This is a genomic window from Natroniella sp. ANB-PHB2, assembly GCF_046097105.1.
GTDB lineage: Bacteria > Bacillota > Halanaerobiia > Halobacteroidales > Halobacteroidaceae > Natroniella.
In genome coordinates this window covers 2,031,178-2,047,206 of the sequence record NZ_CP175562.1, presented here as the reverse complement: position 1 = coordinate 2,047,206, position 16,029 = coordinate 2,031,178, and the positions used below count along the sequence as shown (strand labels likewise).

Annotated in this window: 13 protein-coding genes; 12 read left to right on the top strand and 1 reads right to left on the bottom strand. The window is 33.8% G+C overall.

Translation table 11 applies throughout. From position 1 onward, the window contains the following. Positions 1 to 447: 447 nt before the first annotated feature. The 4 genes from ACKF5P_RS10220 to ACKF5P_RS10205 all read left to right on the top strand — a co-directional run bounded on the left by ACKF5P_RS10220 (position 448) and on the right by ACKF5P_RS10205 (position 6,374). A complete protein-coding gene (locus ACKF5P_RS10220) occupies positions 448 to 3,654 on the top strand; it encodes a BTAD domain-containing putative transcriptional regulator (RefSeq protein WP_408955096.1) in 3,207 nt (1,068 codons plus the stop codon). 251 nt (positions 3,655 to 3,905) lie between these two features. Beyond that, entirely contained in the window at positions 3,906 to 4,370 is a 465-nt protein-coding gene (locus ACKF5P_RS10215) for a hypothetical protein (protein WP_408955095.1), read from the top strand. Between the two features lie 32 nt (positions 4,371 to 4,402). Continuing rightward, positions 4,403 to 5,890 carry a sodium:solute symporter family transporter gene (locus ACKF5P_RS10210; RefSeq protein WP_408955094.1) on the top strand — a complete coding sequence of 496 codons (1,488 nt, stop codon included), beginning with the start codon at positions 4,403 to 4,405 and terminating at the stop codon, positions 5,888 to 5,890. An 85-nt stretch (positions 5,891 to 5,975) separates the two neighbouring features. Continuing rightward, positions 5,976 to 6,374, top strand: coding sequence for a hypothetical protein (locus ACKF5P_RS10205; protein ID WP_408955093.1), 399 nt, complete (start codon positions 5,976 to 5,978; stop codon positions 6,372 to 6,374). Positions 6,375 to 6,461: 87 nt separating this feature from the next. Here the strand turns inward: ACKF5P_RS10205 and ACKF5P_RS10200 are convergent, their stop codons facing one another. Continuing rightward, on the bottom strand, positions 6,462 to 7,355 hold the full coding sequence (locus ACKF5P_RS10200) for an alpha/beta fold hydrolase (protein ID WP_408955092.1): 894 nt from the start codon (positions 7,353 to 7,355) through the stop codon (positions 6,462 to 6,464). 371 nt (positions 7,356 to 7,726) lie between these two features. Here ACKF5P_RS10200 and ACKF5P_RS10195 point away from each other — a divergent pair, with 371 nt between their 5' ends. From ACKF5P_RS10195 to ACKF5P_RS10160, 8 genes are all read left to right on the top strand, one after another. Beyond that, the gene (locus ACKF5P_RS10195) at positions 7,727 to 8,593 is read left to right on the top strand and encodes a branched-chain amino acid ABC transporter permease (RefSeq protein ID WP_408955091.1); all 867 of its coding nucleotides are present in this window, start codon (positions 7,727 to 7,729) and stop codon (positions 8,591 to 8,593) included. A gap of 2 nt (positions 8,594 to 8,595) precedes the next feature. Then, a complete protein-coding gene (locus tag ACKF5P_RS10190; RefSeq protein WP_408955090.1) occupies positions 8,596 to 9,576 on the top strand; it encodes a branched-chain amino acid ABC transporter permease in 981 nt (326 codons plus the stop codon). Beyond that, the gene (locus tag ACKF5P_RS10185; RefSeq protein ID WP_408955089.1) at positions 9,573 to 10,346 is read left to right on the top strand and encodes an ABC transporter ATP-binding protein; all 774 of its coding nucleotides are present in this window, start codon (positions 9,573 to 9,575) and stop codon (positions 10,344 to 10,346) included. The genes ACKF5P_RS10190 and ACKF5P_RS10185 overlap by 4 nt, the downstream gene beginning before the upstream one ends. After that, a complete protein-coding gene (locus ACKF5P_RS10180; protein WP_408955088.1) occupies positions 10,339 to 11,046 on the top strand; it encodes an ABC transporter ATP-binding protein in 708 nt (235 codons plus the stop codon). The genes ACKF5P_RS10185 and ACKF5P_RS10180 overlap by 8 nt, the downstream gene beginning before the upstream one ends. A 78-nt stretch (positions 11,047 to 11,124) precedes the next feature. Next, positions 11,125 to 12,333 (top strand): ABC transporter substrate-binding protein, encoded by a 1,209-nt coding sequence (locus ACKF5P_RS10175; protein ID WP_408955087.1) that lies wholly within the window; start codon positions 11,125 to 11,127, stop codon positions 12,331 to 12,333. Positions 12,334 to 12,438: 105 nt separating this feature from the next. Further along, complete coding sequence (locus tag ACKF5P_RS10170; protein WP_408955086.1) at positions 12,439 to 13,851, top strand: hypothetical protein; 1,413 nt, start codon at positions 12,439 to 12,441, stop codon at positions 13,849 to 13,851. Positions 13,852 to 14,012: 161 nt separating this feature from the next. Continuing rightward, positions 14,013 to 14,822, top strand: coding sequence for an alpha/beta fold hydrolase (locus ACKF5P_RS10165; RefSeq protein WP_408955085.1), 810 nt, complete (start codon positions 14,013 to 14,015; stop codon positions 14,820 to 14,822). A 144-nt stretch (positions 14,823 to 14,966) separates the two neighbouring features. Continuing rightward, the gene (locus tag ACKF5P_RS10160) at positions 14,967 to 15,992 is read left to right on the top strand and encodes a 3-oxoacyl-ACP synthase (RefSeq protein WP_408955084.1); all 1,026 of its coding nucleotides are present in this window, start codon (positions 14,967 to 14,969) and stop codon (positions 15,990 to 15,992) included. Positions 15,993 to 16,029 lie beyond the last annotated feature (37 nt).

Below are 16,029 nucleotides of genomic sequence, written 5' to 3'. Positions count from 1 at the left end.
GCTCTTATTATATTTTAAGGTATAATAACTCCTCACGTGTTTATTGATTGAATTTTTTAAAATTATGTGAAGGAAATTTATTTTTAGTGTAGAATGACTAATACAAGGGTCTTTGATAATCAATAATTTTTAAGTTAAATATAATTATAAAGAAAGCTTGATATACTAAAATAGTACTCTTTGATTGTTTTGAATAATCTTAAAAATTCAATTCAAGATGAACCTCTTTCCATGGAAATAATAGTCTTAGATTTATATAAATCTAATATATTATTTCTGTTTTTTAATAAAGTTATCCATCATTAAAAATAGGGGTTAAATAAATTTCCTCTTAGTAGGCTAATTAAATGACTTTTAGTTTCTAGAGTAATTGAAAAAACAACTGAATCAGTATCCTTAATCAGTCTTAATCCAACTCTGGAAGTATAATGTAGAGGGAGGGATATTTTGAGCAACTTAATAGTTAAAACTAAATTTATACCCCCGAAATTTAATGGTGATTTTTGGAGGGGGAAAGAGCTATGGGAAAAATATAGTCAAATCGACAAGTATCCATTAACTATTGTCTGTGCTGGCCCGGGATATGGAAAAAGTACAACATTAACTCACTTCTTTGAAGAAAATTACTCATCTGAATTCTTCTGGTATAGTATTGATGAATTTGATTCAGATTTATTAGTGTTTTTTCTGAACTTAATCAATACATTCAACTTTCAAAATGGAAAGATTGGTAAAGAGATTATTGAACTCTTAATTGAAAATGATAAAAATCAAGTCGATTTACAATATGTCATTGATCAATTTATTAATAATTTATATGATGAATTAGAGCAGGAGACCTTTTTAATTCTTGATGATTATCATTTAGTAAATAATAACCAAAAGATCAATGATTTTTTCACTTATTTTATTGAATTAATGCCTCCTAAGCTTCATGTTATAATTAGTACAAGAGAGACGGTGAAATTTAAAGAATTACCTAAATGGCGTCTGAAAGATAAAGCACTATTAATCGGTGAAGAGAGTTTGAAGTTAAGCTCTAAAGAGATAGTAAACTTCTTTGATATCAAGTATGGCTTGAAATTGGAGGAAAAGAAGATAGAAAAGATCTATCGACAGACAGAAGGTTGGATTATAGCTTTAGATTTAATAGCAAAGAGGTTGATCAGTCTGGATAAAAAAGATGACTTCTTTTCTATTCCTGCTAGTTCATTGGAATTATTATTTGAATATTTAGCCTTTGAAATTTTAGAAAAACAGTCTGAATTTATTCAAAACTTCTTATTAAAGACTGCTGTATTAAGAAGATTAAGGGTTGAAATCTGTAATGAATTAATGGATATAAAAAATTCTAATGAAATAATTAAGCAACTTATTTCTAAGGGGTTATTTATATATGAGCTAGGAGGAGGACAATATAGATTTCATCATTTATTTCATAAGTTTTTACAAAAAAAGGGTAGTGAAAAGTTTGACTACCAAGCTTTACATAAAGAGGTTAGTGATAGATTTATCGAATTAGAGGAGAATGGTAGTGCTTTGTATCATAGTTTAGCAGCTAAGGATTATGATCAAGCAAGCCAATTGATTATTTCTTCTGCTGACAAATTATTAAAAGCAGATCGGTTAGAGACTTTAGAAAGTAGTTTAGAATCTTTACCTGAAGAGATGTTTGTTAAGTATCCGGTATTATTTATATATTATGGTGAGTTTTATCGTTTGACAAATCGGTTTGATAAGGCTTTACAATTTTATAAAAAAGGAATAGAACATTTTAAGCAAAATAATAACATATTAAATCTCAGTAAGGCCTTAGAAAAGATTGCAATGGTCTATTTGGATACTGTAAGGCCGGATAAAACCTTTGATTATTTAAGGAAGATTGCAAAAGTCAGAAAAGAAGAAGGGTTATCCCAAAAGGCTGATATTTTAAAGATGGTAGCAGAAAATTATCTTAATGCAGGGAATTTTAATGTGGCTAAAAAGTTACGAAATAAGGTAAAGGGCTTAGAGGATAATGAGATATCTAAAAATAATTTTGATGTTAGATTTAAGCTTAGAACAGGGCAGTTAGATGAAGCAGAGGATATATTAAAAGAGCAAATAAAGCAACAAACAGCAGGAAAGAGAATTCCTAATTCTCATCGTGAAAATATGTTAGTCTTGTCTTTAATATGTAGTTTTAAAGGGCAGGTTAAAGAAGCTAGAGATTATACTGAACAAGTAATTGAGCTAACTAATAAATTTAAGTTACCTTTTATTGAAGCAGTTTCTTATATGAGGTTGGCCCATGCTTATCAATTATTTGATGATGAGGAGAAAAGGGATGAAGCTTATGATTTATACTTTAAGGCAATGAAGATTATGGATGATTTGAATGTGTTAGGAGGAAAAGCAGAAGCTTTAATGGGGCTATCTCTTTTTGAAGCTTTTTATGGGAATAGAAGTTTGGGTAAGGAGTATGCTCAGCAAGGGATAGAAATTTTAAATAATATTGGGGATGAATGGTTAGCGGTCTTATTAAATATATCATATGGAATTAATTGTTATTTCCTTAAGGAGTTTAATGAAGCTGAAACTTATTTTAATAAGTCATATAATATGGCTATAAAAGTTGAAGATAAATTTTTAGTTGCAGTCTGTAGTATGTGGTTGGCTTTAATTGCATATTATCAAAATGATCAACAAAAGTTAGAAGAAAATTTAATCAACTTAATCAATTATATTTCGAAGTATGATTATGATTTCTTATATACTAAATCTAATTTTTTAGCAATTCGTGATCTAAATGCTTTTGCTCCTGTGCTAGTAGAAGGAAACAAAATTGGTATTCAAAATAGCTATTTTGTAAAGATGATAAAGGAGTTAAATCTAGATCACCTTGAAAATCACCCAGGCTATTTATTGAAGGTTAAGGCCTTTGGTAAGTTAGAGATCTGGAGAGGAAGAGAAAGAATAAGTGATCAAGATTGGACTAGAAAGAAAGCACAGGAGTTGTTAAAATTATTTATTGTTTATCGAGATGAGCTATTATTAAAAGAGAAGATTTATTCTTTTATCTGGCCAGAGGCTAGTGAGAAAAAGGCTGCTCGTAATTTTAAAGTTACCCTAAATGCATTAAATAAAGTATTAGAGCCAAAGCGTGAAGCTCGACAGACTCCTTTTTTCATTAAACGGATTGGTTCTTCTTATGGTCTTAATAAAGATTCAGTAGAGGAAATGGATATTGTGAAATTTGAACGTTTAATCAAGGGTGTGGCTAAAGAATCAAATCTTACTGATAAGATTAAGACTTATGAGCAGGCTTTAAAATTATATAAAGATGATTTTCTCAGTGATAGTCTTTATTCACCTTGGATTAGAGAAGAGAGGCAACGATTGAGAAATCTATTTTTAAATACGGCTGATGTTGTTGTAGTATATTATTATCGAGAGATGAATTTTATAAGATGTATTAAATTCTGTGATATGATTTTAGAGGTTGATGAATATTGGGAAAAAGCCCATTATTATAAGATTAAAGCTTATCACCAACTTAATAATAGATATATGGTCATTAGAAGCTATGAAAAATGTAAAGAGATATTAGAAGAAGGGTTAGATATTGCTCCATCTAATGAAATTAGGGAGTTATATGAAGGTGTAATTTGTTAGAAATGGATAAATTAGAATAGATTATCATAAAAGTAACCAAAATGAAACTACTTTGTAACTACAACGTAACAACAATGTTGTAATATGATATTGTAGTATGATAATTAAAACATCTTAGAGAAAGGAGGCAGGAGTAAACTGGCATTATAGTGTAGGGCTGAAGAATGGTTGGTTTTGTTTAAAGAGAAGACAAGTTGGAACTTAGTTATTATTTTTAACTTATGCAAGTGAATAGGGAGGGGAGGATAATTATGAATAGTGATAACTTAATTAAAGTTATGTTGATTGCTTCAATATTAATGGTAATTGCATTATTTATGGATGCTGCATACTTATTTGCTGTTTCGTTTCCGTTTTTAGTAATTGCTTGGATGGCTGCGGGTGCATTAAAAAATGAAAAGATTGGGAATGGCTATAAATGGTCATTGGTTTCGGTGTTAGCTATCTGGTTGGTTGGATTCCTAGCGATGCTTTCAATCGATACTACTGCTACACCTGATGTTTATATTGGTGGTTTTCCATTGGCTACTGCTATTATGGTTTATTTTGTCTGGGGGCTACCGTTCTTTACAGGAACTTATGCTTTCGGTCACTTCTTTGAAACTGACTGTATCAGCAAAGAAGAGTTAGAAGAGTTTGAAGAGTATGTAAAAAATCAAACAGATTTAGGATCTAGTAGTGAAGTTGCTGAAGAAGGAACTACTACTACTGCATAGATTATTAAATTAGAGAGGAGTTGTAACTAACGATGGGAACGATTATTACGATATCAATTTTGTATTTACTTGTAGTTTTTGGAATTGGACTTTGGGCTATGTATCAAACGAAAAATTCTGAAGACTTTTTCATAGCTGGAAAGAGTTTAGGACTATTTGTAATGGCAATGGCTACTTTTGCTACTGCTTTGAGTGGTTTTCTCTTTATAGGAGGTCCTGGACTTACTTATGATTTAGGGATGGGGGCGTTATGGTTTACTTTCCCAACATCTATTTCTTTTGCTATGGCTTGGATGATTTTAGGAAAGAAGATGAGATTATTAACAGAGGCGACTGGTGCTATGACAGTAGCCGATGCTATTTATTATCGTTATGATAGTAACTTAGCTAGAGGTATAGCTGGTATTGTTTGTTTAGTCGGAATTGTTCTTTTTATGTCTACACAGGTTTTAGCTTTAGGAACGATTATTTCATTTATCTTTGGTATTAGTAATGCAGCTGGAATAATAATTGGTATGGGTGTTGTAGCTTTTTATTCTTCAGCTGGAGGAATTTTAGCTGGTACTTATACGAGTGCTTTTCAGGGTACGACGATGGCTATTGGTTCAGTATTAGTATTTGGTCTTGCTATGGCAGCAGGTGGTGGCATGACAAATATCTCTCAAACGATTGCTACTACTACCTTTACTGGTATGGAGACAGCAATGCCAGAGTTTATTGGCCCGTGGGGCTTAGTAGGACCAATGGTTGCAATGAGTTGGTTCTTCTGTCTTGGAATTGGAATAGTAGGCCAGCCTCATGTAGTTAGTAGATTCTACATGATTGAGGATCTTAAGAAGTTGAAGTGGGGGCCAGTGGTAGCAGCAATTCCAGCTATTGTTGGTGGTATGTTATTCTTCGGAGCAGGTTTAGTTGTAAGATATTTAGTATTAGAAGGTGCGATAGAGCCATTAGCTAATTCAGATGATGCAATTATCTTCTTTGTTACGGAGTATGCTCATCCGATTTTAGCAGGTATAGTTCTTGCTGGAGTGTCTGCTGCAATTATGTCTACGTGTGATGCGTTCATAAATATTGCTTCTGCAGCAGCAGTAAGAGATATTCCGTTCTCTTTAGGAAAAGAGTTATCTGATGAGAAGCAGTTATCATATGGTAGAGTTGCTGTGGTAGTAATTTCTATCATCACTGTAATAACTGTTCTATCACTTGGAGATCGTGGTATTGCATTATTAGGTGCAGTTGGTTGGGGTACCTTTGCAGCTCCATTATCACCAGCTCTTGGTATAGGTTTGAACTGGAAAGGAGCTACTAAAGAAGGAGCTATTGCTTCAATGTTAGTAGGACTTGCTTTAAGTGTAGGTCTAGAGCTACTTAGTATGTTTGATATCTATCACTTGCCACACGGAATCTATATTGGTGCTCTTGCTATGGTAGTGGCGATAATCACATTTATTGTTGTTTCTTACATGACTGAAACTCGAGAATTGGGCGATGGAATGAATGCTGTTTTAGAGGTTTAAGTTTAACTAATCCTAAAAAAATAGGGGGGTTGAGGATCAGTTTACGCTGATCCTCTCTAAAATTATGACAAAGAATGCAGCTAAAGTGAGTACAAATGTGATTTATAAATTAGAGGAGTTTTTTACAAGTAATAGTGTATTATATCATTATTATGATCTTTATTTTACTGATCAAGAATTGTTATTGATTTATGTGGGTGAAAGCCATCGATCATTTTTAGTAAAAGATCCTTTCCCTGGAAAGTTAGGTAGGGAGAAGTTAGAGGGTCTATCTTTAGAAGAAATTGCTAAAAGTAATGATAAAAATATAATAATTCCTATTTCAAAAATTAAAAAGATTAAGATTACTGACCGAAGTTTTTTTAGGAATTTAACCTTTACTGTTGAGACTAATAAGAAGTCAATCGAATTGTATAATGAAAGAAAAGATATTGACTTAGAGCCATTTAAAGAGGAGTTGACTGTTGCTAATTATCCGCTTTAAGGGGATTTAGTTAGAAAGGTCAAGATTCAAATAAAAAGAAGGAAGAGGTAGCTACCTCTTCCTTCTTTTTATTTGAATGCTGATCAGTTATGATGTTATGAAGTCAGTGACAACAGTAATTACTTGTTCTAAATCATCAGTTAGTGGTGAATGGCCACAATCATCTAGGTAGACTAAATGAGTATTATCACCAATATCGTTGACTATATCTAAGGCCATCTGTTCAGGGACTACTTGATCATTTGTACCCCAGAGAACTAGAGTTGGAGCTATTATCTTTTCTGCTCTGCCATTTCCTTCTTTAACTCCGTTATATTCTGAACTGATATTAAAGTTTGCTAAAGCATAATCAACATCGACTAGATTTCTCTGTTTGAGTGTCGCTTCAAGGTATTCATCGTACTTTTCAGGAGCAGGTTTGTTATCTGTGTAGATTAGATTGTTCCAGATGATTTTGAGTCTTTCTTTATCTTGGTTTTTATAAGTCTTAAGGATTGGTACTACTTGGACTGGGTCTTTAGCGATTTCTTCTCTTGTGCTAAGTAATTCTCCAGGGATAGGTTCTCCCTTTTCATTCTTTTTGAAGATTGGGTAGCCTCTAGTGCTTACTGCTTCAAGCAGTACTAACTTTTCTACATCATCAGGATAACTGGCGGCAAATTCCATTATTACTCCTCCACCAGTCGACCAGCCCATTAAATGAAAGTTTCTTAAATTTAATTCATCGGTAAAGAGTTTTAAATCATTTGCAAAGTCAGCAAGAGAATTGATCTGTTGATGGTACGTAGAGTCCCCAAAGCCTCGTAAATCGACAGCATAAACTTTATATTTTTCATCTATCTCTTCCATAAAAATATCCCAGTGTTTAGAAGAGCTCATATTGCCATGAACAAGAATTAGTAATTGACTACCACCTTCTCTTTCTCGATAGGCCATAGTCTCTCCATTAGAAAGCTTGACGCTCTTTAGCTCGATATTCATATTGAGCACGCTCCTTTTTAAGAATTTGATATATTATATAGCAAAATTGTTACAAGAGAGTTACAAAGGGTTGTAGATATTATTTCTCTTACCATTCTAAAAAATTCACCATTATCTCTAACACTACAACATTGTACGATTAATTAGCTTGTAAGTTGGCATATAATGCAATATGAATGCAAAAAGGTTAACTTTTACGGTGTCATCATGCTGAATGATTGAAGTTATAACGCTGTAACTTCAATGTAACTTAATTGTAGTAAAATTTAAACGAGAGTGAAGAAATTAGTCAGAAGGAGGGATTAAGGAAATAAACCTAGTTATTCCTTATCAAATTAGTTCTAGTAAATATTAGAAGAGGGGGTTCACTGATGTTACAGATGATTTTAAGTGGAATTGCGACTGGTAGTTTATACGCTCTAGGAGCTTTTGGTTTAGTATTAATCTTTAAAACTACCCATGTAGTAAACTTTGCTCAGGGAGATATGGCTATGCTCAGTACTTTCGTTGCTTTTTCAGCAATGACGAGCTATGGTTTTTCATATTTCACTGCTTTTATTGTAGCTTTAATCTTTGCAGCTATATTGGGTGTTGTTGTCGAAAGAGTCTTTATGAGACCAGCTCAGGGTTCAGGTCATTTGACTTTACTGATCATTACTGTTGGTCTATTATTAATTATGGATGGAATTGCTGGATGGATTTGGGGTTATAGTCCTAATAGTTTTCCGCGTGCGTTTACTGGAGATTCAGTTAATATCTTAGGAGCAGGATTGGCTCCTCATAGTATATTCATAATTTGTTTGGTTTTAGTAATTATGGTAGGTATGTTTTTATTCTTTAAAAAGAGTATGGCTGGTATAGCAATGCGAGCTACTGCTGAAGATATAACTACTGCAAGATTGATGGGGATAAATGTGAATAAGGTGTTTTTGCTCACTTGGGGTGTTAGTAGTGTTCTAGGAGCAATAGCAGGAATCTTAATAGCTCCAGTTACTTATTTATTTATAGGATATATGATGGATATACAGATTAAAGCGTTCTCCGCTGCAGTATTAGGTGGTTTTACAAGTCTACCGGGAGCGGTTCTTGGTGGTATTTTATTAGGAGTTATGGAGAATTTTGTAGGGGTATACATATCGACAGGTTTGGGTAGTACAATTGCTTTCTTACTTATAATTATAATGCTTTGGTTTAAACCAACGGGATTATTAGGTAAAAAGACCAGGAAGAAGGTGTAATTATGAAACTGAAAAATACAGAAATAAAGAGATCGACGCTGTTTGTTATAATATTGGCTATTCTTATTCCGCCGGTTTTGCAAGTGCCAAATTATTTAATGTCTACAATTAATATGATTCTAATTTATTCTATGGTAGCAGTAGGGATGAATTTATTACTTGGTTTTGCAGGGCAGATTTCATTAGGACATGCTGCTTTTGTAGCGATAGGAGCTTACACTTCTGCTTTTGTTACGATGGATTTAGGTCTGCCATTTCTTGTTGGTTTATTGGCTGCGATTATTGTAACAGCATTTTTTGGCTTTCTTTTAGGAATACCTGCTTTGAAGTTGGAGGGGCATTATTTAGCAATTGCCACTCTAGGTTTTGGAGTTGCTGTTTATCAGATTTTGATTAACTGGAGTGGTTTTTCTGGTGGTTCTCGTGGAAGAACATTGCTCGGTGCTGAAATCTTTGGTTTTAATTTTAATACTCATATGAGGTCTTATTATTTAGCACTTGTATTATTATTAGTGATGATTTTTCTAGTTAAAAACTTACTTGATACTAAGTCAGGAAGAGCTTTGATTGCTCTTAGAGACAGTCCAATTGCAGCTCGAACAGTAGGGGTTGATACAGCTTATTATAAAACGGTTGCTTTTATTATCAGTGCAATCTTTGCTGGAGTAGCAGGTGTAGTATATGCTCATTCTATTGGCTATATTAGTCCTTATGAGTTTGAACTTTTAATGTCTATCGACTTTTTTGTGATGGTTATTATTGGAGGAATTGCTTCGATAAAGGGTTCAATTTATGGTGCTATATTTATGGTTATGATACCGGAGCTGTTTTCTAGAGTCAGAAATGTACCACTTATTATAATGGGGCTGGCAATTGTATTGATAGTTCACTTTGCTCCACGAGGTATTGTGGAACTAGAAGAGAAGTTGGCTAGTAAGATTAAAGGTATCACTAAAACTGAATCTGGTGGTGAGAGTGTATGAGTCTTTTAGAATTAAAAGGTGTAACTAAAAGATTTGGTGGTATTACTGCAGTAAATAAGCTGGATATGGAAATAGAAGCTGGGGAGATATATGGACTGATTGGCCCTAATGGTGCTGGAAAAAGTACGGCATTTAACTGTATCAGCAGATATTATGAAATTGATGAAGGGGATATTATCTTTGATGGAGAAAGCATCTTAGATAAAAAGTCACATCAGATTGTAAAATTAGGTATTAGTAGGACTTTTCAAAATGTAGAGTTGTTCGATAATATGAATGTATTAGAGAATTTTTTGGTGGGCCAACATAATAACTTCAAAACCAATATTTTTTCTTCGCTCTTGATGACAGATAAGGCTTTGGAAGAAGAAAAGAAGGCAGAAGAAAAGGCTATGGAGATGTTGGAGCTTTTAGGAATAGATCATCTGGCTGAAAGTAAAGTGGTTGATCAGCCTTATGGGATAAAAAAGACGATTGAGATAGGTAGAGCTTTAATGTGTGATCCTAAACTTTTGATGTTGGACGAACCGGTAGCAGGTATGAATGAGAGTGAAACTAATAAGCTAGCTAAGTTAATTAAGCGTATCAGTAAGGAAATGGATATTTCAATTTTATTGGTAGAACATGATATGTCTATGGTTATGGATATCTGTGAAGAAATTACTGTAATTAACTTTGGAAAGAAGATTGCTGAGGGAGATCCAGAAGAGATACAAAATCATCCTGATGTTATTAAGGCTTATTTAGGAGAGGAGGATGTAGATGCTTAAATTAAATAATGTTTGTGCTGGTTATGGTTCTATTGAAGTTTTGGATAATGTTTCTATAGAAGTGCCTGAAGGCAAAATAGTAAGTATTTTAGGGGCCAACGGTGCAGGAAAGACTACTACTTTGAAGACTATTTCTGGCATATTAGAACCTTCTAGTGGGCAGATAACTTTAGAAGGAGAAAGAATAGATCGACTTCCTGCTGAAAAGATTGTGGGGGAAGGAATTGTACAAGTTCCTGAAGGGAGACAGATATTTGGTGAATTGAGTGTCTATGAAAACCTTAAGGTTGGTGCTTATAGTAGAAAAAATAAGAAAAATATCGAAGCAGATATAAAAAGAATGTATGACTATTTCCCGATTTTAGAAGAGAGAAAAGAACAGACTGCTGGAACTTTAAGTGGTGGAGAACAACAAATGCTGGCCATTGCTAGAGGTTTAATGGCCGAACCTAAAGTTCTCTTGTTAGATGAACCTTCGTTAGGGTTGGCCCCTTTGATTGTAAAGGATATTTTTGAAATCATTGAGAAGATAAACAATGATGGAACAACTATCTTAATTGTAGAGCAAAATGCTAATCAAGCTTTATCAATTGCTGATTATGGATATATTTTAGAAACTGGAAAGATTAGTTTTTCTGGTAGTAGTGAAGCACTGAAAAATAATGATGAAGTAAGAAAGGCTTACCTAGGAGTAAGTTAACTATGATTTTATATAGAGGGTTCAATTTATTTTATATAAAGAGTTGAATCAATAAAAGTTTATAAGGGGGAAAAGTTAATGTTTAAAAAGAAGTTTTTGCTGTTATGTCTGTCTTTGTTCTTGGTCTTTGCTTTAGCAGCTTGTGGATCTGAGGCGATTGTTGGAGATGAGGATGTTCCAGGAGTAACTGAAGATGAGATCAAGATTGGAAGCTTTCAAGCTTTAACAGGACCTGCTGCTCCAATTGGCGTTCCTATGAAGAGGGGAATGAGTGCTTACTTTGATAAGTTGAATGAAGAAGGCGGAGTTAATGGTAGAGAGATAAATTTAATTGTTCATGATGATCAGTTCCAGCCTTCTCGTACTGTTTCTGGAGTTACTGAATTAGTAGAGAGGGATAATGTATTCAGTATAGTTGGTGGTTTAGGAGCTCCAACAAGTATGGCAGTAATGCCTTATTTAGAACAAAATAATATTCCTTTTGTTTATCCAGCTGGGGGAGCAAATAGTTTTGCCCGTCCACCAAAGGATAATGTATTTGTGGTTCAGCCTAACTATGCTGTGGAAGGAAATATAATGGCTCAATTTATTGTAGAAGATTTGGAAGAAGAAAAGGTTGGCTTAATTGGTGATGATACTGATATTGGAGAAGAAGGAAGAGAAGGTGTTACTAATAAATTAGCTGATTATGAAATTGAGCCAGTAGAATCAGTAAGCTTTGGTGCTGATACAACTGATTACACTTCTCACGTAACAAGATTACGTAATGCTGGAGCTGAAGTTGTAGTTATTCATACAACGGCACAGGAGGCAGCATCAATTGTTACTACTGCAAGAGATATGGATTATCACCCTAAATTTATAACTACATATTCTTTAGCTGATCCTATCATGTTTGACTTAGCTGGAGAAGCTTGGAATGATGTTTATGCAGCAGCTTGGTTAGATCCAATTGATTTCGATGATCCAAATCCTGGTGTTGAAAGGTTCCTTACTACATTAGAGGAGTACTATCCAAATGAGCGATCTTATTCTTATGCAGCAGCAGGTTGGGTTGCGGCTGAAGTCTTTACTGAAGCTGTAAGAAGAATGGGCGATGATATAACTAGAGAGAACTTGATTGAAACAATGGAAACTTTTGAAGGTTGGGATGGAGAGTTAGCTTATGATGTTGAATTTGGCCCAGGATTGCGTGAAGGTGTTAGATCAATGTACTTCATGCAAGGTGTAGATGGTGATTTTGAGATAGAGACTGACTGGATTGATTATGATAGTGATAATAACTAAGATTAAGCATTAATATAGGTTGCTGAAAGATATGGATAGATATTCAAGAAACTTATTATTCTTTACTATATTTACTCAAGAAGAAAAGTTAAAAGGGGAAAGAGTGTGAAGAAAATATCGATTATACTTGTTGTTATACTTAACTTTGCTCTACCAACTTTTGCTGCTGATTTTTCAGGAGAGGTGATAACAAGCGTCAGATATTTAAATGATGAGTATCATGACTGGGCGCTGTTTAGTAGTGGAGCGGATGATTTAATTGTTACTTTAGAAGGAGATTTTGATTTAAGTGTTGGAGCTCTAGATTCTAGCTTATGGTTATTAACTACTCTACAAGGAGAGCCGCAGTTTTGGACCTTTTATACTACAGGATCAAAGCCGACTCTGATTGAACCTACTGTCAACTATGCAGTGTTTGAAGGGTTTAACTTGGGAGTGGAAGGAACCTTAGGGGATAATAATGCATTGGATGCCCCACAACATATGTTGCGATTTGATAATAAAAGTTATGCTCCTAATGCTAATAATGATCCTATATTAGGAGCTAATTTCTATGCTGATTATAAGTATAACTCTCCTATGAAATCAGAAGTGATCTTTGGTATTAATAGTAGTTTTATTATGACTAACTATTTAGAGCAAAATTTAGGTATAGCTCAAAGGCCAAAAGGGGGCTGGCTTTTTCCTAAAACTGATGGTGCTAGGAGAGTTAAATGGACTAATGATGATTCTATAGTACCGCAGGAAGATTATAAACAAAACTTAACATTAACTCCTTTTGTAAATTACGAAACAGAGCTTTCTGACGGTATTGATACTGGAGTAGAGGCTCGATTGGCTGTCGAATTTGGTGGTGAAGAGTATGATACAGAGTTTAATTTTGATGAACGAACTGAAGAGATTAGTATAAAGGGTTATCTAGAATATTATTTAATACCAGATCAACTCAACTTTACCGGTTTTTTAATGGGTAGTGTTGCTTTGCAACATCAACAATTGCTTGATGAAAATGAGAATGCAGTGACTACTCTTAATTTAGAATCGGCCTTGACTTATAATGCAATTTCTGGGTGGGAATTTGGTATTAAAGGCCATAGTGGTGATGATTTTACTAGGTTGTTAAAGGTTGAAAGAGAATGGAATGATATAGATACTACCATTCTCTTTACTCCACGATTGTTTGGAACTTATAAAAGGGGATTAACAGATAAGTTAACTTTTAAGTTGCATAATGAGTTTCGCATTGAGACTTATTTAGCTGGAAAACTAGAAACAAATAATCCTTATGTAGTGGATGGAACTGAATACTTGGTAAAAGTTGAGCCTAAATTGGAGTATAGTAAAGTTCTAAATGATGGTATCAGACTCACCGCTGAAGCCTACTATAATATGTTAAAGTATTTTGGAGATGATCTTTCAGGCTTGAATATAGAAGATCAACATCCAGATTTATTTATTGGAGATTTTGTTAGAGAGGGAGCTTTATTACTGAAGGTAGCAGTTAGTTATCAATTTTAAATAAAATTAATAGTTAGTAAAAATATCATCCCCTTGCAGTAGGCTAGAGGTTACTGTAGTGGGGGTGATATTTATATGTATTATTTTCAGTTAAAGGAAGATGTTAAGGATGAAAGACTCAATTATTTTGAATTTGATTATTAATTAAATGGGGTGAGATTGTGCCACGAGTTAAAATAAATGGAGTAGATATCAATTATAAGCTGGATGGTAGTGGGAAAGAAACAATTCTCTTTTTGAATGGAATAATGATGAGTACTGCTAGTTGGGAAGAATTAGTACCAAGATTTACTGAACAAAATGATTATCAAGTCTTAAGAGTTGACTTTAGAGATCAAGGTGCTTCTAGTTTTTATGAGGAGGATTATCATATCGGTATTCATGTTGATGACATAAAGGCTTTGCTAGATTATCTTGAACTTGATAAAGTTCATTTAGCAGGGATTTCTTATGGTGGAATGGTAGCTATGTTATTTGCTCTTAAATACCCTAAGATGTTATCAAGTCTAAGTATAGCAAATTCAGTTGCTCAGACTTCAAAATACTTACAGGCTTTAAGTGATGGCTGGGAAGAAGCTGCTAGATTAAATAGTGGTAAGCAATTTTTCAAATTGGCAATACCACCGATTTATTCTGATGACTTTCATAATCGTGAGTGGAAGTGGTTAAAGGAGCGAGCAGATGGGTTTGACCAATTATTAACTCAGGAGTGGTTTGAAGGTTTTATCAGGTTATCAAAGAGTTCTAAAGAATTTGATTGCTTAGAAGAGTTAAATCAGATTGAACTTCCTACCTTATTAATTGCTAGTAGCCGTGATATTATTACACCAGTTTATGAAATGGAAAAAATTGAGAGACAAATAGCAGATACTCAGATGCTAATTATTAAAGATGCAGGTCATGCTGCTTTCTATGAGAAACCAGAAGAGTTTTCTTTAGCAATTCTAGGCTTTTTGGCTTTGCAGAACTAAATATAGCAGTTGATTATGGATTAACAACCAAAATTTAGTTTGTAACTTTTTTATAACTATTTAGTAATTATTCTGTAACTGTGATGAAATGATTTTATTATAAAATATATTCAAGATAAAGTTATTTAAGGAGGCTAATAAATTATGAAAGAAAAACCTAAGATTGGAATTGTAGGAACTGGAGTTTACTTACCTGAAGAGAGAATAACAGCTGAAGAGATTGCTGAAAAAACTGAGGGAGTTTGGGCAGCGGAAGCTATCGAGGAAAAGTTAGGAATCTCTGAAAAGGTAATACCTGGTTCAGATGATGGTACGCAAGAGATGGGGGTTAGAGCTGGTTTAGATGCTTTAGAGAATACTGGCGTTGATCCTAAGGATATAGATGTGATTTTATGTATTGGAGAAGAATGGAAAGAATACCCTTTAACTACATCAGGGATTTATATTCAGGAGCAGATAGGAGCAACAAATGCATGGGCAATAGATGTTCAACAAAGATGTTGTACTACAGTTAGTGCAATGAAGATAGCCCAGGATATGATGATTGCTGATGATGAAATAGAGACGGTGATGATAGTAGGAGGGTATAGAAATAGTGATTTTGTTGATTATAGCGATCCTGATTTATCGATGATGTATAATTTGGGTGCTGGTGGAGGAGCTATAATCTTACAGAAAAATTATGATCAGAATTTATTGCTTGGAACTCAAATAATAACTGATGGTAGTTTGGCCCGTGATGCTGGAGTTAAATATGGTGGGACTAAACATCCAATTACAGAAGAAAACTTAGATAAAGCATATAAGTTAAATATTTTTGATCCTGAGCATATGAAAAGTAGATTAAAAGAAGTTTCAATGAAAAATTGGTTTGAATGTATAGAAAAGGCTTTTGCTAAAGCAGATATTCCACAAGAAGAATTAGATTATTTAGCAGTCTTACATTTCAAACGTTCAATGCATGAGTATATGTTAGAAGAATTAGGGTTAGAAGATGAGGGATCAATTTATTTAAATGAATATGGCCATCTAGGACAGATAGATCAGATCTTATCTATTCATTTAGCTTTAGAGGAAGGTAAGATTGAAGATGGTACAGTAATCTCGATGATTGCTGCTGGTATAGGTTATGTTTGGGCTGCAAATGTAATTAGATGGGGAAAGTGTTAATTAATAATTAGGCAATAATTAAAAAATAACTTAATGG